Raw genomic sequence first — 24,025 nt, forward strand, 5'->3', positions numbered from 1 at the left:
TTGTCGTTGCTGTATCGCAGCGACTTGTATATATTATCATCTAGATAACTTAATGTCAACACCTTTTTTCATATTTTTTCGCAATTTTTCGATTTTTTTAAATCGTGTTTTAATTTCCACTATATATGGTGGAATATAAACTATACTCTACAAGGAAAGCCAAAATAACCATCCCATAAGGGATGGTTATTTTGAAAGGATATACATTCTTTAATATACATTCTTTAATATATAACAACGTTTATAACTCTAGTTATAACTCTACTATAATAGAACATCTTCTAATTTTCTTTTAGGTACATAGTGGTTCATATCTTCATCTCTATAGTACTTTACGTCGTTATTTTGCATTTCAACTAGAGATACATTTTCCTTAGGATAACCAAGTGCCAATACGAGGTCGATCTTATAATCGGCGGGGAGATTGATTGCCTTTACTAGCTCTTCTCTTTTAACGTTACCAAGAATGCAGCCACCAAGGCCACGCTCTACTGCTGCCAACATTATAGTCTGACTAATTATGCCCTCATCAATGTCTGCCTTTGTATCTTTGTCGGTGGCAAGGATAATGTATGCGGCTGGTCTTTCATTTTCAATAGGACCATCCCAATCCTTTAGGTAACCAGCCCAGCCAAGGGTCTTATATACCTTTGCGGCCTCGGCCTCTTCATACACAAGCTTATATCGTACAGGCTGGCGGTTGGCTGCAGATGGGGTGTTTCTTGCAATGTCTACTAGTTCTGTTAGTTCTTCTTTGGAAATTTTCTTCTCATTATAGAAACGTCTATAGGATCTGTTTTTGAGCACCATGTCTTTTAAGTTCATTTCATACCTCCCTGATTGCATTTTTGCTTTTAGTGATTGCGCTTAATTGCATTGGTTTAACGTTTATTGTTAATGCTTATTATTAATGCTTAATTTTATTGTAGGCATTTGGCAGGGTGGATGCAATAACTCTTTACCAGTTTGAAAGGATTAGTGGCTTTCGTTATTAAATGATGGGATTTTATGAATTGTTAACCTTAGATTAGTTTGTAGTTGACAATGCATTTTTTTAATGCTAATTTGATAATTAAGAGCGTAAATCTTCCCTTAAAGATTGGGCTCATTATAATTACTGGGAGGAAGATGTATGAAGAATCTTGTTACTAACGAGGGAATTTTAAAAGATGAGGCTAAGGAGCTTAAGGCTTCAAAGCAAGAAGGGGAAAAGAAGGAATTGCTTTCTATTAAGACAATTGCAATGTGCGCCATTATGACTGCACTTTGCTGTATTCTTGGACCTTTATCAATTCCTATTGGGGCTGTGCCAATTTCATTAACTGTTATTTCAGTTTACTTATGCGTTTACAGCCTTGGTTGTATTAAGGGTAGTTTGGCTTACCTTGTTTACATGCTTTTAGGACTTGTGGGACTTCCTGTATTTTCGGAATATCAGGGTGGTCCAGCTAAGTTGTTTGGGGTGACTGGCGGTTATATTATCGGATTTATTTTTATGGCTTTGATTGCTGGTTTCTTTATTGACCATTTCTCATCTAAGCATTGGTATATGCATTTGGTGGGCATGGTACTTGGCTTGGCTGTATGTTACGTTTTTGGAACTGTTTATTTTATGCTTCAGACAAACATGTCTCTTCAGGCTACTTTAACAGTTTGCGTTTATCCATTCCTTGCTTTTGATGCAATTAAGATTGCCTTAAGTATGGTGGCTGGTATTGCAATTAGAAGAGCTTTGGCCGCTGCCCACTTAATGTCATACAAGAAGTTATAAGACGAGGATTTAAATATGGATATGATTAAACTTGCTAAGGAAATTATTGATAGTAGACGCCTAAGTGAAGCAGAGGATTTGTCCTTTTTTGAAGATTGCGATTTAGATGATTTATTAAGGGGCGCGGACATGATTCGTGCACATTTTAACGGAGATAAGGTGGACTTATGCACAATTATCAATGCTAGAAGTGGAAAATGTGGTGAAAACTGTAAATACTGCGCCCAGTCTGTGCATTATAAGACAAACTGCGAGGTTTACGACTTTTTAGATGAAGAAGAAATTCTTAATAACGCTAGAGAAAACTACAAGGCCGGCGTTGATAGATTTGCAATAGTTACTTCAGGCAGGGCTTTGTCTGGAGAGGAATTTGAGAAGTGTCTTAGAAGTTTTAAGTTAATTAGAAAGGAATGTCCAGGGCTTTGTCTTTGTGCTTCCCTTGGCTTATTGTCTAGGGAACAGTTTGAGGCTTTGAAAAATGCTGGCGTTAGCCGTATTCATAACAACATCGAAACTAGCCCTAGTTTCTTTCCTAGCATTTGCACTAGTCACACAATTAAGGATAAGCTTAATACTATTGAAAATGCGAGACTTGCCGGACTTGATGTATGTTCCGGTGGAATCTTTGGCCTAGGAGAGAGTTTTAAGCAGCGTATTGAAATGGCCCTTACTCTTTCTAAGATTGATGTTGTCTCTATTCCGATTAACGTGCTTATTGCTATTAAGGGAACTCCGCTTGAGGGAATGCCTCATTTAGAGGAGGATGAGATTTTAAGATCTATTGCTATGTTTAAATATATTAATCCTGCTGCCAACGTTAGACTTGCTGGTGGTAGAATTCTTGTAGATAAAGCTGGCAAGAGGGCTTTTAATAGCGGAGCTAGCGCATCTATCACTGGAAACATGCTTACTACTTCTGGCTATACAATTGAAAGTGATAGAAGAATGCTTAGTTCTATGCACAGAGAGCTTGCAAAGGCTGCTAATTAAAGAGCTTGCCAATTAAAAGATAGATGATTGGCAGAACTGATAATTTGTGGGCTTGAGGATGATAATAAATAATACTTAAGGCGGACATTTAACATGTCCGCCTTTTTTCAAAAAAAACCAGGAAGTTAATTACTAACTTCCTGGTCAAATTACTTAACGGAGCAGGAGGGATTTGAACCCTCGCGCCGGTTTCCCGACCTACACCCTTAGCAGGGGCGCCTCTTCAGCCTCTTGAGTACTACTCCAGATTCCGTAACTGCGCTCGCCAATTGTGTTATATATAATAAACAATTCTTGAACTTAATTATGAAATTTGCGCTAAACGCAAGATTTATTATAGCTTGACTACATCTTATTGTCAACACAATTTTCTAGAATTATTTATATATTTTTGCTCATTTTTTCGTATTTTTTCTTATTCTGCCATTAAGAATTTGTCCTCATAAATTCTTAATTTTACTGTATCTCCTACATTTACCAAAAGCATATCTAAGACGTCTGTGTACTTGGCATTATAGATATTGTTGTTCTGATCTACGATGTAGAGATAAGTATTTCCGTTATTATCTATTGTCTGCATCTTTGTAATAGTTATTTCTGTTTCTGTATATAAGCTCTCATCTATAGTTTCACTAGTTGTTGCCTCTGAACTATCATTGTTTGCTTCATCTAAACTAATGTTACCGCTTAAGAGATTCTTATAGTTTTCGATGCATTTTTCCTGAGTTGTGGCTGTAGCAACGATGTTGTACTGCGATACATTTACGCAGGCATACATTTTCACCAAACCAGACTTATCCTTTAATACCATGATGTATGTTGGGATGTCGTCGATGGTAATGAGGGATGGGAAGGATGCTTCGTAGCCCTTCTCCTGTACCTCGCCTTCGGCTGCGCTCATTGCCGAGAACTCGTCGGCGCCTGAAGCTTCGATAAACTTTGTCTGGCCTGTTCTTTCATTGGCAATGATGAAACCGATGTTGGAGCTGTCGCCATTTACGGATGTGACACCTGTGTAAATGTAGATGTCATCGCCAATTGCGATATAGCCGTAATCTGAGGTTGATTCTTCTGAATCCTCTGTGACTTTACGGCATCCATTTTGTCCAATGACTGAGTTTAGGAAACCTTTCTGTAACTGGGCGTAATTGTTGTACTGCTCAGTGATATAGTTTCCGCCGTAAACTACGTCTACCCAGCTTGGGACGTCTGCGAGTTTGTATTTTGTCATTTCGCCGGTAATAGGATTTACAAGGATTGCGCCTGTTACCTTCTTACCACCAAATAAGCCGATTGTCTTTTTAATAACTGGTGCCACATACCATGGGTTGCCTTCTTCGTCCACCTCAAAATGTGGTGTGTCAAAGATTGTTGTTAGATACTTCATTCTAATGTGTCTTTCAAGATCTTCTGAGAAGAAAGCGGATGGCACGTAAATCATGCCTTCTGAAAGCTCTGTATAATTGGCATCCATTGTTACCGGATCTACAACGACATAACCTGGGATACCATTACTTTTATTGTTAATCCATTTAAAGAAGCTTGCGTAAGATAGAGGTGCTACCTTAACTGGGCTTGTGTGAACATTTAACTGAGTGTAGGAATCATCTTCGATGTCGTACTGTGATACTACGCTTGAAAGTGTTCCGATTTCTCTGTCACCTAGCTTCTTTGCTGAATCTGTGTCCATAAGGGCAATTGCAGATGTGTTTGAAACTGATGGCAAATCTGAGATTTCTCCTTCTTCTACTTGTAAAATCTTGCTATATGCTTTTGCATTAATTAGCTTTGATGAGAAGAATGAGAAGATAATAAAGATGGCAACTATTCCAAGTGCTATAAGGCTAGACACCTTTGTAAATGTGCCTAAATCCTTATATTTAACTGTTGCCGGTTTCTTTTTCTTTGATTTAAAGCCTCTTGAAGAATAAGTTGCTCTTGCAAATATCTGAACGAACTGTCCAAATCCTGAGACAACTGTTGCTATTATGAATACCATTATTATAAAGAACCAGAAATCACCTGATGTTAGGTTGATTGGTGGTATGAAAATGTAGTACATAATAATGGTTAACACCAATGTAATAATTGCTGATATTATGTGTGATAAATAGTTTTTCATTTGTCCTCCCTTTATTTAGATATTTTGTATTATTAAATTCAGTATATCTAAGGCTTTTACATTTGTCTATAGTTAATAAGAACTAAAAAACCAGGAGCTTATAACTCCTGGTTTTCTAGTATCGGTTTAGTTTATTCTATATTATCTGTTAGAAACTTTCTTTCTTAATGTTACAACTACTGCTGTTGCAGCTGCAATAATCATTGCAATAACATATGTGAAAATGTTGCTATTATCAGATGTCTTTGTTGTTGAAGTAGAAATCATTGCGCTTCCTACAACCACTTCATCTTCATCAGCAGCGATCTCACCTAAGTATGTGTTATCAGCTGTAATTGTGATTGTCTTAATTTCTACATAGTCTTCATCACCAGCTACTTCAACGATTGTTGGTTCTTCTGCAATATCTTCATCGCTTGATACCTCAACAATTGTCTCCTCCTCTGTTGATGCTAACTCATCTTCATCTCCCGCAACTTCAACCTGTGTTTCAGCCTCTGTTGGAGCTTGTGTTTCTGTTTCTGGCTCTGTTACTTCTGTTGAAGATTCAGTCTCTGGAACTGTTACTTCTGTTTCAGCTTCTGTAGGAGCCTGTGTTTCTGGTGCCTGTGTTTCTGTTTCTGGTTCTACTACTGTCTCTTCAGTTGAGCTTTCTGGCTCTGCCACTGTTTCCTCTGTCGAAGACTCAGTCTCTGGAACTGTTACTTCTGTTTCAGCTTCTGTAGGAGCCTGTGTTTCTGGTGCCTGTGTTTCTGTTTCTGGCTCTACTACTGTCTCTTCAGTTGAGCTTTCTGGTTCTGTTACTTCTGTTGAAGACTCAGTCTCTGTTTCTGGTTCTGATACTGTTTCTTCTTCATTTTCTAACTTAGTCCACTTTGCTGCACCATCGATATGCCAGTCACCATAAGCATTCTTCTTGATTACATACCACTTAATATCATCAAGATTTGTTGTATATGTATCTCCGTTATATGTTACCTGGAGGGTCTTTACTCCATTTTCAATAACAACTGTAAGATTATAATCTCTTTCTTGTGTTGTTATCTGAGTGCCTTCTGTAAGATTTGAGAAGTCTACATCAATAAGATTTGGGATATTTGATTCTTCTGCGTAAGTTGTCTTACCATTTTCAGAATACTCAAAATCAAGTTTTATTGTTCCATCTCCATTAGAAAGGTCTGATGAAAATGCTTTAGTATATCCTAAATCTCTATAAGATAAACCTGTTTTTTCTTCATACTTTAAGTAACCATCTTCATCAGTTATGGCCCCTATCTTGTCTGCCCAAGGCATTACAAGATAGAAACCTGTGTTAGTTGCTGTTGCAACCTGTCTCTGATATTCAAATACGATTACGTTATCCTGACCTTCTGTTAAAGTAATTGTCTGCTCTGGGTCAGATACTAAATCATAACCTGAAATTTCTTTAGCAGTTGCTGTTACGTCATTACCGTAAATTAGGTATGAACCATCTGTTGCCTCTTCAACTTCTGTTGTTGCCTCGATTTCTTCACCAGTTGTAGCATCAACATACTTTACTGTATATGTTGCTCCAATTACACCTTCGTCGATCCAATTTGGTTCACCATCTACGTGCCACTTCTGATTTCCCGATTCTTTCTTAATTACGTACCAGTTAATATCCTTAACATAAGTTACATAGCTGTGATTATTATAAATAACCTGTAATGCTAATTCTCCATTTCTTTCTACTACTGTCATAGGAGAGTCAGCTCTATCTGTAATAATTGTATCTCCAAGAGTAAGATTAGAGAAATTATTAGTATAAAGGAAATACTCTACATACTGATCTTCAGCATATGTTACTCTTTCATTTAAATTAAACTGATAAGGATTATTAAAAGCTAATGAAAGCTTTCCTTCTCCCTGAGCAATATCTCTTGAAAAGCTGTATGTATATCCGTAGTTTCTATATGATGCACTAGTTGTTTCAGGGAACTTATATGTTCCTGGTACTGTGTTATTTGTCTTAATTGCCCAAGGCATTACTAAGTAGTAACCAACTTCGTTTGTATAATCGTATGTGTAATTATAATAATTATTATTATAGTTATCATCGTAATTGCAATAATAATTATCATAACAATAATCAAAATATATCTTTCCTAAATTTCCAAATAGTCCACCAATATATAATGTCTTTGAATTAGTTAAATAGTTTGTTTCCCCATATGTTGCTTCACAAGTATTAGCAGTTAACGATTTCAAGTATGCCTTAGATGTCCCCACTGAATTACTGCTTAAATCTAAATACTTTTGAGATACACCAGCTACTAATGCAGCCACTGTAACACCAAGAGTTGTTGCAACAAGAGTTTTTAATTTCTTGTTCATTCTTTTTTCCTCCAAATATAAATCCTTTTCTAAAGATTTCTCACTTCACATGTGTATAGTACTTTAGTCATCGAAATCGTAAATACATAATATCATCATTATTTTTTCACAAACACACCATAAAAGGGGGGATAAAAAGATTTTTTGAAAGAAATTGTATAAATATAGAAACAATAATTTTAGCAGTTGGTACCTATGTCCTATTTTTACAAAAAAATACGCGGTTTTTATACTTTTTTTAAAAGAGCACACCCTTGTACTCCCCATCTAGCCTGGACTGTATTACACCCATTTACCACCGGAAACCCCCACCGGTTTAGACGTTTCCATGTTTAACTAGCTAGTACTTTATTACTATATACTTGTGACCTTGCCTTGTTTTCTGGCTTGATTCAAGATCACTAAAATTCCTCATTAGTAAAATTGCACAAAAAAACAGCTACAATATTTACATTAAAGATTCTCTCAAATGTAAATACTATAGCTGTCTATATTCTTTAATATAAACTAATCTTCTAAATTAGCATATTCTTTAATTGCTGTTTCATAGAGGTTGTTTCCTTCACTGTCGATTACGACAATTACTGGGAAGTTCTCAACTTCTAGTTTTCTGATAGCTTCTGTACCTAAATCATCATAGGCGATTACTGTTGATGACTTGATACATTTTGATAAAATTGCTCCTGCACCGCCTACTGCTGCAAAGTATACTGCTTTATTAGCTACAATTGCATCAATAACAGCCTGGGATCTTTTGCCCTTTCCTATCATTCCCTTTAATCCTAGGTTTAATAGGTCTGGTGCATACTTATCCATTCTACTTGCTGTTGTTGGGCCAGCAGAACCTATTGGTCTTCCTTCTCTTGCTGGAGATGGACCCATGTAATATATAATATTATTAGTAAGGTTTATTGGCAAGTCTTTTTTGGCTTCTAAACATTCTGCCATTCTTTTATGGGCTGCGTCTCTAGCTGTATAAATTGTTCCAGTGATGTAGACATAATCACCACTTCTTAAACTCTTTGCGTCTTCGTCGCTTATTGGGGCATTAATATATTTATCCATGTTTATCCTTCCTTTTTATCAACATTATTTTGAAAATGTTACGTTCTAATCCACATTTTTAATTCTTATCAACATCTTGCTTGGTTGATAATTATAATACTCTGTGAGAATGTCTGTTAACGTGGCAACATATATTAATTCCTACTGGTAGGCCAGCGATATGTGTTGGATAGGTTTCGATATTAACTGCTAGTGCAGTCTTTGTTCCGCCTAGTCCTCCTGGGCCAATTCCTAGTTTATTGATTTTTGTTAGCATTTCTTTTTCTAGGTCTCTAACATATTCAACTGGTGACTCTTCGTCTAGGTCACGGGTTAGAGCCTTCTTTGCTAGGAGTGCACATTTTTCAAAAGTTCCTCCAATACCTACGCCAACAACCATTGGTGGACAGGCGTTAGGACCGGCATCTTTAACAGCTGTTAGAATTGCATTCTTTACACCTTCGATTCCATCTGCTGGCTTTAGCATAAATACGCGGCTCATGTTCTCACTACCAAAGCCCTTTGGAGCGACGGTAATATCAACCTTGTCGCCTGGAACTATATTAAAATGGATGATTGCTGGGGTATTGTCCTTAGTGTTCTCTCGGTAAATTGGATCTTTTACCACGGATTTTCTAAGGTAGCCTTCAACGTAACCCTGGCGCACACCTTCATTGATTGCATCTGTGATATCGCCGCCAACTAGATGAACGTCTTGTCCAACGTTTATGAAAACTACTGCCATTCCAGTATCCTGGCAGATTGGTATCATCTCGTCTCCTGCGATTTGTAAATTCTCTTTTAACTGGTTCAAAACCTGCTTTCCGAGTGGGGATTTTTCTTCAACGACAGCCTCATTAAACACCTTTGCCATATCTGGTGTTAAAAAATGATTCGCCTCGATACACATTTCCTTAAGATTCTGTGTAATTAACGATACATTAACTTCTCTCATAATTTTTTCCTTCCTAAATGAGAATAGTCCAACTTATCAGACTAATACAACGTAAATAATTATATCTGTTTAATATAAAAATAGCTATACTTTAATAGTAATTTTTATCAGTATATGATATACTTTTGACGCGTAGAAATAAAATGGGGATTGTAAATTTATTTACAACGTGGGTTATAGTATGAATGATAGTTATATTCACAACTTAATAGTTAATTCAGACACATTTGATATTCTTTCTGCTGATTCTGAATTTTATAATTTTATGGGTGAACGACTTTATTTTACTTTTGAAAAATTTATTGGAGAAAGTGACCTTGAGCTTTTTAAATACAAGGTTTTAAGTAAGGATTCATCTTATTTTATTATAAAAATGTATTCACAGATTGGAACTTTACTTGATTATATTATGAAAATTTCACCTGGTCCAAACAAGAGCCAGATTGCTATTAGGTGTGTTGAAATGAACAAACTGATTGATGAGCATATGCAGCTTATTAAACATCAATCAGTTGATTACAATGTTTTAAATCTTTATAATGACAAGATTTTAGTTTACTATCCTGATAAGATGGATGTTGTAATTTATGAGCCAACTATTGATGGCAGGGATTATGAGGTTTTATCTCTTAAGGATTTTTCAAAAAGAATTCCTGGAGATTCTAATAGATTGATATCTTCCCTTAAAAATGGAGAATCGTCTTTTGAATACATTTTCGATGACGATAATTCGGAAGATCTTGTACAAGTTAGAGGTATGTCAATTTATAACAATGGCGAGTTTTTAAGAGCTACTGGTTTTATTCATAAGAATACTAGGGCGATTACTACAACTACTAATAAGCCAATGATTGACTCATTAACTGGTACATTAACTAAAAACGAAATTACTAATTATGCTGTAAAACAGATAGATATTGAACACCGCGAAGGTACTACAATTGCTATTATTGATATTGATTATTTTAAAAATGTTAACGATAGCCTTGGTCACTTAAAAGGTGATGAGGTTTTGCGTTCCATTTCAGATATCATAAAGCAACAGGTTGGAAATGCCGGAATTGTAGGACGTTTCGGTGGTGATGAATTTTTCGTTGTTCTTCATAATGGTTATAACGAGGAGAAAACTAGAGAAATTTTACGTAGTTTAAAGAATATTGTAAATGCAACTTATGCTCCTAATGATGAGGGAAAGCCAGTGGTTTCACTATCTATTGGTTGTGCCTGTTATCCTAAGGATGCTGATAACTATACAGATTTATTTACCATCGCGGATTATTGTTTGTATGTTGCTAAGGACCTTGGTCGAAACAGATATATTATTTATACACCTGCAAGACTTAAGTCTTTGGAGGAAATTAAGCAGGATTCTGCTACAAATCATGATTTAAATATTGATGGTCGTAACAATTTAAATCTTAGCGAGGTTATATGTAAGCTTTTTGCTAAGTTAACTGATGATGAGGAAGTCGGAATCCAGGAGGTTCTTGATGCCTTTAGTTATATTCAAAATTTCCAGAGAGTTATAATTTATGATGAAAATGCTAGACCTGTTCATATTGCTAGTCGAAATAATTACGATAGAGAGGTCATTGAGGCCTGTTCAAGTTATATTCTTGATGAGGACTTAAACAGTATTTATCAATATGACAATGTATTGTTGATTAATAACATTTCAATTCTTAACAATCATGCGCCGGCTGTTTATGAACCACTTAAAAAGCAAGGAGTTCAGGCTTTTATACATATCAAGTTTAAGGATAAGTATAATCATAGATACATTTTATCAATTGAGGCAACTAAGATAAGAATTACCTGGGATACTAATAATATCCACAATTATCGTCTTATGGCTAAGATCTGCGCCTATGTTATCAACAAATATGGCTTATAGGATCTTAATATGTTGAAAAAGTATAGAATTTAATATAATAATTTAAAAACCCCACTAGTTTAAACTAGTGGGGCTTTTATTTAGAAATTATGAGTTAAATCACAATTTAACTCGAATTATTCTTCGTCTTCTTGATCTTCCTTAGCTCTATCTAATAATTCATCAAGAGAATTATCTAATTCGCTAGCTTCTTCAGTCTCTGTTGTATCAGATGCAGATTCTACTGGCTTTGAAATTTCTTCATCATCAGCTTCTTCTGATTCAAATCCTTCAACATCATCACCTGATTCATTAGCTGGCTTCTGTCTTACCTTAGCTAGTGAAGCTACATTTACACCATCATCTAAGTTAATTAACTTAACACCTGATGTAATTCTCTTAAGCTTAGAAATATCTGAACACTTAAGTCTAATAATAATACCTTCTGTAGTGATTAACATGATTTCTCTGTTCTCATCTACAGCCTTTGCACCTACAACATTACCTGTCTTCTCAGTAATCTTGTAGCACTTAACACCTTTACCGCCTCTATGCTGTACAGCATATTCTTCGATATCAGTTCTCTTACCCATACCATTTTCAGATACGATAAGCATTTCACTACCCTGGCTATTGAGCTGAACGCCAATAACTTCATCCTGGTCATTAAGGTTCATACCAATGACACCCATTGCTGAACGTCCTGTTGGTCTTACGTCTGTAATCTTAAATCTGATACACTGACCAAACTTAGTAACCATGAGGGCTTCTGTATTATCATCTGTTAATTTAACTTCGATTAACTCATCGTCATCTCGTAAATTAATAGCCTGAATTCCTGTCTTTCTAATATTGGCAAATTCTCTAACTGGTGTCTTCTTAACAATACCATTCTTAGTTGCCATAAAGAGGTAATCCTTATCCTGTAACTTCTCAACCTTAACTGGTACAACTGCAGTGATTGTCTCACCTGGCTGTAACTGTAAAAGGTTAATTACTGCTGTACCTCTTGAAGTTCTTGAAGATTCTGGAATCTCATATGCCTTTAACTTATAAGCACGACCCTTATTAGTAAAGAATGTAAGTGTATGATGAGATGTTGTCATGAATAAATCTTCAATGTAATCTTCATCAATTGTCTGCATTCCCTTAATTCCCTTACCGCCTCTGTTCTGAGACTTAAAATTATCTGGAGTCATACGCTTTACATAACCTAAGTTAGTTCTTGTAATAATGCATGGCTCATCTGGAATAAGGTCTTCCATTGATAAATCGAATTCATCAAATCCAATAGATGTTCTTCTATCATCACCGTACTTATTAGCAATTTCCTGAATTTCTGTCTTAATAACGCCAAGTAATAACTTCTTATCTCCAAGAATTGCCTTGTATTCTGCAATCTTTTCATGAAGTTCTTTTAACTCAGCTTCGATCTTATCACGCTCTAAGCCTGTAAGAGCACGAAGTCTCATATCTACAATTGCCTGAGCCTGAGCTTCTGTTAAAGCAAATTCTTTAATTAAGCCTTCCTTGGCAATTGTTACATTTGCAGAGCCTCTAATAATTGCAATGACTCTATCGATATTGTCGAGGGCAACCATTAAACCTTCTAAAATGTGTGCTCTTTCCTCAGCCTTGTTTAAATCATACTGTGTTCTTCTTGTTATTACTTCTTCCTGGTGAAGTAAGTAATAGAATAACATGTCATGTAAATTTAAAACCTTAGGTTCGTTATTTACAAGAGCAAGCATGATTACACCGAATGTATCCTGTAACTGAGTATGCTTATATAACTGATTTAAGATGATATTAGGATTTACATCACGTCTAAGTTCGATGGCAATTCTCATACCTTCTCTATCTGACTCATCACGTAAATCTGTAATACCGTCAATTCTCTTATCTCTTACTAATTCTGCAATTTTCTCAATAAGCTTAGCCTTGTTTACCATGTATGGTAATTCTGATACAACAATTCTATTCTTACCATTTTGCATTGGCTCAATATTAGTAACGGCACGTACTTTAAGCTTTGCACGTCCTGTTCTATAAGCCTCTTCGATTCCTAACTTACCAATGATTGTACCACCAGTTGGGAAATCAGGACCCTTTACTATTTCTAAGATTTCTTCCATAGAGGTATCTCTATCTTCTAAAATCTTATTATCTATCATCTTTACTACAGCAGCTACTACTTCTCTTAAATTGTGAGGAGGAATATTAGTTGCCATACCTACAGCAATACCTGAAGTACCGTTAACTAAAAGGTTTGGGTATCTTGATGGTAATACTGTTGGCTCTTTTTCTGTCTCATCAAAGTTAGGGATAAAATCTACAGTATCCTTGTTTAAATCTCTAGTCATTTCCATAGAGATTTTGCTAAGTCTAGCTTCAGTGTATCGCATAGCTGCGGCGCCATCGCCATCCACCGAACCAAAGTTACCGTGTCCATCAACTAAAGGATATCTTGTATTGAATTCCTGAGCTAACTTAACTAAGGCTTCGTAAATTGAAGAATCACCGTGTGGGTGATATTTACCCATTGTATCACCGACAATACGCGCACATTTTCTGTGTGGCTTGTCAGGTCCATTATTTAACTCTATCATTGAATACAAAATTCGTCTTTGTACTGGTTTTAACCCATCTCTTACATCGGGTAAAGCTCTAGATGCGATAACACTCATGGCATAATCGATGTAGTAATTCTGCATCGTTTTATTCATATCTACTTCTTGAACTTTATCAAAGATATGCTCATCCATTATTTTATGTCCTTTCTAGAATTTATAGTAATTCATTTATGTATTTTAAGTTACTAGATATCTAAGTTCTTTACGTACTTAGCGTTAGCCTCGATAAATTCACGTCTTGGTTCTACCTTGTCACCCATAAGTGTTGAGAATGTTACATCAAGTTCTGATTCATCATCATCTTCCATTCCAACTCTTAAAAGGATTCTCTTTTCTGGATCCATAGTTGTTTCCCATAACTGTTCAGCATCCATTTCACCTAGACCCTTATATCTTTGAACCTTGTTAGACTGGTCACGGCCAATTTCTGTCATAATCTTGTTTAATTCGTCATCACTGTATGCGTACCAAATCTTTTTATTTTTCTCAACCTTGTAAAGAGGTGGCTGAGCAAGGTAAACATGGCCCTGTCTAATAAGTTCTGGCATAAATCTGTAAAGGAATGTTAAAAGTAATGTTGCAATATGAGCACCATCAACATCGGCATCAGTCATGATAATAATCTTATGATATCTAAGTTTAGAAATATCAAAGTCTTCATGAATACCTGTACCAAATGCAGTAATCATTGCCTTAATTTCTGCATTTCCTAAAATTCTATCAAGTCTTGCTTTCTCAACGTTAAGGATCTTACCTCTTAGTGGTAGGATAGCCTGTGTTGCTCTACTTCTTGCAGTTTTAGCTGAACCACCGGCTGAATCACCCTCAACGATGTAAATTTCACAATTCTTAGGATCCTTATCTGAACAATCAGCTAATTTACCTGGAAGTGAAGTACTCTCAAGTGCTGTCTTTCTTCTTGTTAAATCTCTAGCCTTTCTTGCAGCTTCTCTTGCACGTTGTGCAAGTAAAGATTTCTCACAAATTGACTTAGCAATCTGAGGATTCTGCTCAAGGAAGTAAGTAAGCTGCTCACTTACAATACTATCAACTGCACCTCTAGCTACTGAGTTACCAAGCTTTTGTTTAGTCTGACCTTCAAACTGAGGATCTTCAATCTTAACTGAAACAATTGCAGTTAAACCTTCACGGATATCATCACCTGATAACTGAGGATCAGAATCCTTAAGGATTTTAGCTGTTCTTGCATAGTCATTAAATGTCTTAGTTAAGGCATTTCTAAAACCTGTAAGGTGAGTACCACCTTCAGGAGTCTTAATATTATTTACAAATGAATCGCAAACTTCGTTAAATCCATCGTTGTGCTGGAAGGCAACTTCCACCTGAACCTTGTCTTTAACGCCTTCGCAATAAATAATCTGTTCGTAAAGTGTGTCCTTACTCTTGTTTAAGTAAGCAACAAATTCCTTAATACCACCTTCGTAGTGGAAAGTCATTTCACGTTCTTTACCTTCACGTAAATCAGATAAAACAATCTTGATACCCTTTGTTAAGAAGGCCATTTCTCTAAGTCTTTGCTTTAAAATATCAAAATCATATTCTGTTGTTTCCTGGAAAATTTCAGGATCAGGAAGGAATGTAACCTTAGTTCCTGTTTCTTCAACTGGGCAATCACCAACAATCTTAAGATCATAGCAAATGTGACCTCTTTCGTATCTTTGCTGATAGATATGTCCATTTCTCTTAACCTGAACTTCGAGCCAACATGACAAAGCATTAACTACAGATGCACCTACACCGTGTAGACCGCCGGATACTTTGTATCCGCCACCGCCGAATTTTCCGCCAGCATGAAGAACTGTATAAACTACCTCAATCGCTGGTCTTCCTGTCTTATGATTAATATCTACAGGAACTCCTCGACCATTATCTACTACTGTTATTGAATTATCTGGATTTATGAAAACATTAATTGTATCACAGTATCCTGCTAGTGCCTCATCAACTGCATTATCTACTATCTCATATACTAGATGATGAAGTCCTCTTCCAGATGTAGTTCCAATATACATACCTGGTCTTTTTCTTACAGCCTCGAGACCTTCCAAAACTTGGATTTGATCTCCACCATAATTCTGCTCTGCCACTATGATTCCTCCTTCTATGTACTACTTTAATTTATCAATTTATAGGTCTTAGTCTTCTTCCTTGTAGTCGAAAACCTGACCGTTAACAACTCTAAATATCTTATTAACGTCTATTCTTGAATTGATAAATTCGTCTAGACCTGTACAGGTAATAATTGTTTGAATATCACCTATGCTGTTAATAAGAAAATTTTGTCGATTGCTATCTAATTCAGATAAAACATCATCTAGTAAAAGTATTGGTGTATCCTTGATGATTATCTTAACTAGTTCAATTTCTGATAATTTTAGGGAAAGGGCTGCTGTTCTTTGCTGTCCTTGTGAGCCAAACTTTCTAACATCCTGTCCATTGATATAAAAAACTAAGTCGTCTTTATGAGGTCCAACATTAGTAACTTTATATCTTAGGTCTCTGTCTCGACTCTCAGATACATTTTCATAAAAATTATCTTCTGAAACATTAGGAATATACTTAATTTCAAGCTTTTCCTTACCACCAGTAAGCTTACTGTGAATATCAGCAACAATCTCGTTTAGCTGATTAATAAATCTTACTCTTCCCTTTATTATCTCTTTACCAAACTTTACTAATTGTATATCCCAAATATCCAGTGTCTCTAGGGATTCTTTTGATGGATTAAAGGATATATCTTTTAAAAGTTTGTTTCGCTGATTAACTACTTTGTTGTAATTAACAAGGTTACTTAGATAGATTTTATCCAACTGGCTAAGTTCCATATCCATGAACCTTCTTCTCTCGCTAGGACCATTTTTAATAATATTTAAATCCTCCGGAGAGAAAAGCACTATGTTAATTATACCAAATAATTCTACAGCTTTCCTTATTGGAATTCCATTTATTGCAATTCCTTTAGATTTTCCATGCTTAAGGTGCATATCGATACGATAGTTTATGCCGTTTTTCTTAACATTCACTTTAATATGAGCTTCGCTTGTACCAAGCTTAATGATTTCTTTATCCTTACTTCCTCTATGTGACTTTGAGGTTGAACAAAGATAAAGGGATTCTAAAATGTTAGTCTTACCCTGAGCATTATCGCCATAAATAATATTAACATTGCTATCGAAATTCATATTTAAAATTTCATAATTTCTGAAATTCTTTAAATCAATTGATTCTACAACCACTTTGCACCTGCTTAAATCTTATTATTAATTATTAGCTTTAATAGTAAACTGCTGATTGTTGTATTCAACTACATCTCCATCGTAAAGCTTCTTGCCACGCTGAGTTTCAACGTTACCATTTAACTTTACCTGGCCATCTTGAATAACAATCTTAGCTTCTACTCCTGACTCTACTAAACCTGCAAGTTTTAATGCCTGACCAAGTTTAATAAACTCATCTCTTAATTGAACTACTTCCATACTTTACCTTCTAACCTTTGATTTATCTATATTCTCTTGAAAATGTATCGTTTTAGCGACACAGTCTCAAGAGAAATATATTTTAAAAATATCTAACAAAAATACTGGGTTAAATCTAAATTTAACCGGTATTAAGCTACAAAATTAACTGGAAGAATTAAATAAACATAATTCTGCTCCTTATCTCTAATAAAGCAAGGAGACTTTGGATTAACTAAGTAAATATCTACTGTTTCATCATCGATTACTCTTAATGCATCAATAAGGAATTTAGGATTGAAACCAATCATAATGTCCTTACCATCTTTATTGATTTCGATGTTCTCATCAAAGTTACCGATAGCTGACTTAACATTTACCTTAAGGGAACCATCCTGGATGCTGATAATGATTGGCTTCTTATCACTTTCCTTGATGAATAAGTTAGCTCTATCTATTGATTCTAAGAATTCCTTTTTGTTAATAGTGATCTTAGTTTCGTAATCATTAGATAACATCTGATCAATCTTGAAGTAATCACCTTCAATTAATCTTGAAACTACTAATGTATTATCAAATTCGAAAAGAATATGATTATTAGTAAAGTAAACATTTACCATAGCTTCTGCATCAGTAGATAAAATCTTACTAATTTCTGATAATGTCTTACCTGGAACAATAGCCTTAATTGTATTGTAGTGTTCCTCTAAAGTTACATTACGAATAGCAATTCTATGTCCATCAAGACCAACAACCTTAAGCTTATTATCTGATACTTCAAATAATTCACCTGTCATTAATTTATTATTATCTAACATAGATATAGAGAAAAGAGTCTGATTGATTACTTCTCTTAAGCTAAACTGAGATAATGTAATCTTCTTTTCTTTAACAATAGCTGGAAGATATGAAAAATCTTCACCAGACTTACCTGAAATATTAATCTTTGTGTTCTCACAATTAATAGTAGCAAGGAAATTATTGTCTGTTTCTAATGTTATTTCATTATCTGGAAGTTTTCTAATATATTCAGAGAAAAACTTTGCATCTAGAGCTATTTTACCTTTTTCAATAATGTCACCCTCAACGATAGTCTCGATACCAAGTTCCATATCGTTAGCTGTAAATTTAATAACATTAGTAGTTGCATCAATTAAGATACATTCAAGGATAGTCATTGTTGTTCTAGTTGGAACAGCTTTCATTACGATATTAACTGCTTTAGTTAAATTAGATTTTGTAAAAACTAATTTCATGATGTGTAAAACTCCTTTCAGTTATTAATGCGACTTTGTCGCCATATATAAATATATATATTTTCGTAGTCGTAGTAGTAGGCAGTGTGGAAAAGTTTAAAAATATGTTGAAGCCTTACTGCTACTGGGTTGCTTGAATTTGATAACTGTGTTAAAACGATCGATTTTTGATGTGAATGAATTATGGATAAGTCCCAGTCAAAAATTTAATTAAAATCATTAAAATGAGTTATAAAGTTCAATCAACATATAAGTAACATCTGATAAACAAGTTATCCACATAGTTATCAAAAATTTGTCTAAAATCAGCCAAAATTGTTAATAAGTCGGTGGATAACTGTGGATAACCTGTGAGTATTTGTTAATAAAATCAATCTGGATTGATCTTTTTTATGAGAATATCAACAGTTTCCTTAGTTTGAGGATTGTTAGCAACTTCTTCTTGCATCTTTGAAATACCGTGGATAACCGTTGTATGGTCACGTCCACCTAAGGCACTACCGATGGCCTGAAGAGGTGCTGAAGTCATCTCTCTACATAAATACATAACGATCTGTCTTGCATAAGCAATACCAGCGCTTCTTTTCTTGGAAATAATATCGTCTGCAGATACATGTGTATGCTCTGAAACAATCTGAATGATGTATTCAGGTGTAATTTCCTTCTTAGAATCTGGTGAAATAAGGTCTTTTAATGTTGTTTCTGCAAATTCAACAGTCATTGGTGTATGAGAAAGTCTTGAAAATGCAGATAATTTAGTAAGTGCACCCTCTAGCTCTCTAATACTTGACTTAATATTAGTAGCAACATAGTCCTTAACATCGTTTGGTAAATCGATTTTGAGTGTCTCGGCCTTCTTATTAATAATAGCCATCTTAGTTTCATAAGTAGGAATCTGAATATCTACTGGTAAACCACTCTCAAATCTAGTTCTTAATCTGTCAGATAATGTCTCCATTTCCTTAGGAGGTCTATCTGAAGAAATAACAATCTGCTTTCCATCCTGATATAACGCATTAAAAGTATGGAAGAACTCTTCCTGAGTTGATTCCTTACCTATAATAAACTGAATATCATCGATAAGAAGAACATCGATGTTTCTATATTTATTTCTAAATTCTGAATTCTTATTAGTTTTTACTGATTCGATCAATTCGTTAGTGAATGTTTCTGATGTAACATACAATACCTTCTTGCTTGGATCATTATCAATAATGTAATGAGCAATCGCCTGCATAAGGTGAGTCTTTCCAAGTCCAACACCACCATAGATAAATAGTGGGTTATACACTTGGCCTGGTGTCTCAGCTACTGCAAGAGATGCAGCATGAGCTAGGTTGTTGTTATTACCAATGACAAAAGTATCAAAAACATAAGCTGGATTAAGATTCTGAATAGCAATATTATTAGAAGAATTAGAAGTCTTTCTTGTTTCTTCCTTCTTCTTTTCTGCATCAGAGATTAATCTTAGATGGCAAATTCTATTAAGCACTTCGCTTGTAGTTGCCTCTAATAAACTTAGATATTTCTTTTCAATGTAAGATATACCTAAATCAGCAGATGATGATGATTGATCCTTCTTATTGCAATAAACTAAAGTTATATTATCACCATCAACAGAATATGGCTGAATTGGTACAATCCATGTCTTGAAAGAAACGTCAGGAATATCATGTTGTTCTTTAAACGTGGTAAGTATTTCCTCCCACTTACTCATTAATTCTTCCATATTTATTACTCCAAATAGTTAGTTATAGATAAAGAAGAAAATTCTAAGTAAATAAAAAATGTCTACCTTATATAATAAGTAAAAACAGCTTGTGTAAAAGTCAGTCTTTAGCCAATCATATAAAGCACTCTTTATCTATATTGCGGATTTTGAAAATGTAATTAGCCCCAAATAGCTATAATTTAGGTAGATTTCCACTAAAAACACATTCCATAACATAATACATCATTTAAGTGGATTTTTCAAGAAATAAGGATTTGAGTAGCCTTTAAAAAGGAGTAACATTTTTAATAAAAATGGCTCTAACTATTCTTAGTAATCTATATTATAGATATGAAACCCGCACGGTTAGGGGCTTTGTGGATTTCTCCACAAATTCCACAATTTAGATTGTGGAAAACTTTAGCTAATAGTTGATAAAATGCAACTATTAACGCAGCTGTGGATAAATTACACACAGTCCAAAGGCGCATGAATAGGGGATTTTTTAGATTTACACACAGTTATTCAGATACAAATCCACACTTATCCACAAGTTATCAACAAAATGTGCATAACTTTGTATAAATTGTGGATTAGTGGGGATTTGTCAAAATTATGGCTTTTTCGATTTTGAATTACTTGACTTTCATCTATCGAATAAATATAATTAGAGGGATGTTTTGAATTTTTACAAGATAAATTATTCCTACCATATACATAAAGTGGTAATAAAGGAGGTGTATATAGTATGAAGATGACATTTCAGCCAAAAACAAGACAGAGAGCTAAGGTTCATGGTTTCAGAGCAAGAATGAGCAGCGCAGGCGGAAGAAAAGTTTTAGCAGCAAGAAGAGCAAAGGGCAGAAAGAATCTTTCAGCTTAATAGCTTTATTGGACCTTCTTATTAGAAGGTCCTTTTTTATTTATATTTTCTAAGATTGATTTTAAATCTTAGGCAATTAGATTTATAATAATGAAGAATAAAAGAATAGTTTGGTAGGGTGTTTATGAAGTACAAGGATTTCGAAACATTAAGAAGTAATATTGAATTTAAGAATGTATACGATAATAGAGTTTCTATGGCTAATAGAAATTTGATTATGTATATAAGAAAGAACGGAACGGATACGAAAAAACTTGGTGTATCTGTGAGCAAAAAAGTCGGGAATAGTATTGTCCGACACAGATTAGCTAGATTGATTAGGGAGGCTTTTCGTCTTAATACTGATCACATACCCGATGGTTATGACTATGTAGTTGTAGCTAGAGCTAATCTTAAAGATAAGGGTTATAAAGAAACAGCGGAGTCAATGATACATTTATTAAGACTACATAGAATATATAAGTAGTTGGTAAGGAAGTTACTAGTGAAGAATATAGGTAAAAAGATAGTTTTAAAGCTGATTCGTTTCTATCAGCTTGCAATTTCGCCTTATAAGGGTGGAAAGATGTGTGCTTATATTCCCACATGTTCTCAATACGCTATGGAGGCGGTTGAGATGTATGGAGTTATCTTAGGTGGGTGGTTGGCTTTCAAAAGAATACTTAGATGCAATCCTTTTGTTAGAGCTGGATTTGATCCAGTCCCAGTTGGTAAATACCAGTGGCGTAAGAGATTTCATCGTAAACAGGGAGGAAAAAGTAAAGAATGAGTAACATAATTCAACCTATAGCTTCATTTTTAGGTGCCATTCTTGACATTTTATATAAGGGTCTAGATGTTATTGGTATTGGAAATGTTGCTATAGCAATTGTTGTTTTCACATTATTGGTTAAGCTTTTAATGTTACCATTAACAGTAAAGCAGCAGAAGATGTCAAAGCTTACTTCTATTATGAATCCTGAAATCAAAGAGATTCAGAATAAATATAAGGATAAGCGTGGCGACCAAGATGCAATGTTAAAGATGCAGGCTGAAACAAAGGCTGTATATGAGAAATACGGTGTTTCACAGTGGGGCTCATGTGTTCAGTTATTAATTCAGATGCCTATTTTATTTGCATTATATCAGGTATTCCAGAAGATACCTCTTTATATTTCATCAATTAAGGTATTATTTACTAATATCTTAGGTAATGGTTCAACTGGACTTTCAAGTATTGATGGTTATCAGGATACATTATCAAGTATTGCTAGCAATGTGGATTGGTCTTCAACAAAGGCTGCAATTGTTGGATTAAACAGTTTTTCAGCAGATCAGTGGAATCAGTTAAAGGATGCTTTTCCTTCAATGGCTTCTTTAATTACAGAAAATTACGATAAAATTAAGCAGGTTAACACATTTTTAGGTGTTAATATGTCTCAGGCACCTGGCTTTTCACTAAGTTTACCAATTTTAATACCTATTTTAGCAGGTGTTACACAGTTTATTAGTGTTAAGGTTTCACAGGCTGGTATGTCTCAGGCTACTGATGATGATAACCCAGCAGCAGCATCAATGAAGATGATGACATTATTTATGCCAATTATGTCTGCTTTCATTGCAATCTCAGTACCTGCAGGTCTTGGTTTATATTGGATTGCTACAGCTGTAATTCAGACTATTATGTACATTTGCATCAACAGATATTATGATAAGATTGGTACAGATGCTATTGTTCAAAAGAACATTGAAAAGCGTAATAAGAAGAGAGCTAAACAGGGCTTACCTGCTGAAACAATAACTAAGAATGCTAAGGTTAGTGCTAAGAAGGTAACTACTGAAGATAGAGTACGTAATTTACAGGCAAAGAAAGATGCTAACGATAAGAAGATTGCTGATTTAAAGGCTGCAGCAAAGAATGTTAACCATTCTAAGGCTGGTTCTTTAGCATCAAAAGCTAATATGGTTTCAGAGTATAACGAAAGCAATAAGAAGTAGTTATAATCACAAATAAAATAAATATAGAAGAGAGGGAAACGTAATGGATTTTGTTGAAGTTACAGGAAAGTCACTAGAAGAGGCTATTACTAATGCTTGTTTAGAGCTTGGCACAACTAGTGATGATATTGAATATGATGTTGTTGAAAAGGGTAGCAACGGTTTCTTAGGAATTGGTTCTAAGGATGCTAGAATTAAGGCTTGGAAAAAGGGTCATAAGCCAGCAATTCTTGAAGAAGCAGCTCCTGTAAAGGAAGAAACAGTAGTTTCAGAAGCTCCTAAGGCTGAAGAAGTTGTAGAAGCTAAGGCAGAAGCAACAGCTGAAGTTAAGACAGAGACTAAGGCTACACTTTCTAATGAAGAAATTGAAAGAAGAATTTCTACATTCCTTAACAATATGTTTAAGGCAATGAATATGGATGTTGATGTTAAGATTACATTTGACGAAGTTGAAGAAAGCGTTAATGTTGAACTTCTTGGCGAAGGAATGGGTGTTTTAATCGGTAAGAGAGGTCAAACACTTGATTCTATCCAGTACCTTACAAGCCTTGTTGTTAATAAGGGTAAGGAAAAGTACGTTCGTATTAAAATCGATACAGAAAACTATAGAAATAGACGTAAGGAAACTCTTGAATCTCTTGCAAAGAATATTGCATATAAGGTTAAGAGAAGCAGACGTGCTGTTTCATTAGAGCCAATGAATCCATATGAGAGAAGAATTATTCATTCAACTCTTCAGAATGATAAGTTTGTTTCTACAAAGTCTGAAGGCGAAGAGCCATTTAGACATGTTGTTGTATTCCTTGATAAGGAAAAGCCAGCTAATGCTAATAGCTATAACAGATATAACAATAGAAGAGACAACAATAATAGATATAACAACAGATATTAATTTGTATAAAACATGTTTATTACAGACAAGATGGGTGAGGCAACATTCACTCATCTTGTCTTGTATTTTGTAAGGATATAGGTTAAA

General features: G+C 34.8%; 19 protein-coding genes and 1 tRNA gene. 8 read left to right on the plus strand and 12 right to left on the minus strand.

The annotated features are described in order from the left end of the window. Positions 1-264: 264 nt before the first annotated feature. Positions 265-825, minus strand: coding sequence for a nitroreductase family protein (locus tag BLQ66_RS09065; RefSeq protein WP_074521886.1), 561 nt, complete (start codon positions 823-825; stop codon positions 265-267). A 307-nt stretch (positions 826-1,132) separates the two neighbouring features. Between BLQ66_RS09065 and BLQ66_RS09070 the strand changes: the two genes are divergently transcribed. Both BLQ66_RS09070 and bioB read left to right on the plus strand, forming a co-directional pair. Beyond that, positions 1,133-1,771 carry a biotin transporter BioY gene (locus BLQ66_RS09070; RefSeq protein ID WP_083330329.1) on the plus strand — a complete coding sequence of 213 codons (639 nt, stop codon included), beginning with the start codon at positions 1,133-1,135 and terminating at the stop codon, positions 1,769-1,771. 15 nt (positions 1,772-1,786) lie between these two features. Beyond that, entirely contained in the window at positions 1,787-2,761 is a 975-nt protein-coding gene (gene bioB / locus BLQ66_RS09075; protein WP_074521887.1) for a biotin synthase BioB, read from the plus strand. Between the two features lie 157 nt (positions 2,762-2,918). On the opposite strand, the gene BLQ66_RS09080 is transcribed toward bioB, so the two are convergent. The 5 genes from BLQ66_RS09080 to BLQ66_RS09100 all read right to left on the minus strand — a co-directional run bounded on the left by BLQ66_RS09080 (position 2,919) and on the right by BLQ66_RS09100 (position 9,237). Further along, positions 2,919-3,006: transfer RNA gene (locus BLQ66_RS09080), tRNA-Ser, on the minus strand. Between the two features lie 170 nt (positions 3,007-3,176). After that, positions 3,177-4,883, minus strand: coding sequence for an ABC-2 transporter permease (locus BLQ66_RS09085; protein WP_074521888.1), 1,707 nt, complete (start codon positions 4,881-4,883; stop codon positions 3,177-3,179). 141 nt (positions 4,884-5,024) lie between these two features. Then, positions 5,025-7,238, minus strand: a complete 2,214-nt coding sequence (locus BLQ66_RS09090) for a MucBP domain-containing protein (protein WP_074521889.1) — start codon at positions 7,236-7,238, stop codon at positions 5,025-5,027. A 507-nt stretch (positions 7,239-7,745) separates the two neighbouring features. Beyond that, positions 7,746-8,303 carry a Fe-S-containing hydro-lyase gene (locus BLQ66_RS09095; protein ID WP_027431121.1) on the minus strand — a complete coding sequence of 186 codons (558 nt, stop codon included), beginning with the start codon at positions 8,301-8,303 and terminating at the stop codon, positions 7,746-7,748. Positions 8,304-8,394: 91 nt separating this feature from the next. Beyond that, positions 8,395-9,237: a fumarate hydratase gene (locus BLQ66_RS09100; RefSeq protein ID WP_074521890.1), complete on the minus strand. Its 843-nt coding sequence runs from the start codon at positions 9,235-9,237 to the stop codon at positions 8,395-8,397. Between the two features lie 181 nt (positions 9,238-9,418). Between BLQ66_RS09100 and BLQ66_RS09105 the strand changes: the two genes are divergently transcribed. Continuing rightward, positions 9,419-11,131: a GGDEF domain-containing protein gene (locus BLQ66_RS09105; protein WP_074521891.1), complete on the plus strand. Its 1,713-nt coding sequence runs from the start codon at positions 9,419-9,421 to the stop codon at positions 11,129-11,131. 116 nt (positions 11,132-11,247) lie between these two features. Here BLQ66_RS09105 and gyrA read toward each other — a convergent pair whose 3' ends face one another. From gyrA to dnaA, 6 genes are all read right to left on the minus strand, one after another. After that, positions 11,248-13,875 (minus strand): DNA gyrase subunit A, encoded by a 2,628-nt coding sequence (gene gyrA / locus BLQ66_RS09110; protein WP_074521892.1) that lies wholly within the window; start codon positions 13,873-13,875, stop codon positions 11,248-11,250. A gap of 53 nt (positions 13,876-13,928) precedes the next feature. After that, positions 13,929-15,851 carry a DNA topoisomerase (ATP-hydrolyzing) subunit B gene (gene gyrB / locus BLQ66_RS09115; protein WP_180364713.1) on the minus strand — a complete coding sequence of 641 codons (1,923 nt, stop codon included), beginning with the start codon at positions 15,849-15,851 and terminating at the stop codon, positions 13,929-13,931. Between the two features lie 48 nt (positions 15,852-15,899). Further along, on the minus strand, positions 15,900-17,000 hold the full coding sequence (gene recF / locus BLQ66_RS09120) for a DNA replication/repair protein RecF (RefSeq protein WP_074521894.1): 1,101 nt from the start codon (positions 16,998-17,000) through the stop codon (positions 15,900-15,902). Positions 17,001-17,024: 24 nt separating this feature from the next. Beyond that, positions 17,025-17,240 (minus strand): RNA-binding S4 domain-containing protein, encoded by a 216-nt coding sequence (locus BLQ66_RS09125; protein WP_027431115.1) that lies wholly within the window; start codon positions 17,238-17,240, stop codon positions 17,025-17,027. 131 nt (positions 17,241-17,371) lie between these two features. After that, positions 17,372-18,475: a DNA polymerase III subunit beta gene (gene dnaN / locus BLQ66_RS09130; protein ID WP_074521895.1), complete on the minus strand. Its 1,104-nt coding sequence runs from the start codon at positions 18,473-18,475 to the stop codon at positions 17,372-17,374. 370 nt (positions 18,476-18,845) lie between these two features. After that, complete coding sequence (gene dnaA / locus BLQ66_RS09135) at positions 18,846-20,204, minus strand: chromosomal replication initiator protein DnaA (RefSeq protein ID WP_027431113.1); 1,359 nt, start codon at positions 20,202-20,204, stop codon at positions 18,846-18,848. A gap of 730 nt (positions 20,205-20,934) precedes the next feature. On the opposite strand from dnaA, the gene rpmH reads away from it, so the two are divergent. From rpmH to jag, 5 genes are all read left to right on the plus strand, one after another. Beyond that, positions 20,935-21,069 carry a 50S ribosomal protein L34 gene (gene rpmH, locus BLQ66_RS09140; protein ID WP_027431112.1) on the plus strand — a complete coding sequence of 45 codons (135 nt, stop codon included), beginning with the start codon at positions 20,935-20,937 and terminating at the stop codon, positions 21,067-21,069. A 124-nt stretch (positions 21,070-21,193) separates the two neighbouring features. Then, complete coding sequence (rnpA, locus tag BLQ66_RS09145) at positions 21,194-21,535, plus strand: ribonuclease P protein component (protein WP_027431111.1); 342 nt, start codon at positions 21,194-21,196, stop codon at positions 21,533-21,535. 27 nt (positions 21,536-21,562) lie between these two features. Beyond that, entirely contained in the window at positions 21,563-21,838 is a 276-nt protein-coding gene (yidD, locus tag BLQ66_RS09150; RefSeq protein WP_051195389.1) for a membrane protein insertion efficiency factor YidD, read from the plus strand. Then, positions 21,835-23,046, plus strand: a complete 1,212-nt coding sequence (locus BLQ66_RS09155) for a YidC/Oxa1 family membrane protein insertase (protein ID WP_074521897.1) — start codon at positions 21,835-21,837, stop codon at positions 23,044-23,046. Before yidD ends, BLQ66_RS09155 begins: the two co-directional genes overlap by 4 nt. 43 nt (positions 23,047-23,089) lie before the next feature. Next, the gene (jag, locus tag BLQ66_RS09160; protein WP_074521898.1) at positions 23,090-23,938 is read left to right on the plus strand and encodes an RNA-binding cell elongation regulator Jag/EloR; all 849 of its coding nucleotides are present in this window, start codon (positions 23,090-23,092) and stop codon (positions 23,936-23,938) included. The last annotated feature ends 87 nt before the right edge of the window (positions 23,939-24,025 follow it).

The organism is Lachnospira pectinoschiza, assembly GCF_900103815.1.
Classification (GTDB): Bacteria; Bacillota; Clostridia; order Lachnospirales; family Lachnospiraceae; genus Lachnospira; species Lachnospira pectinoschiza_B.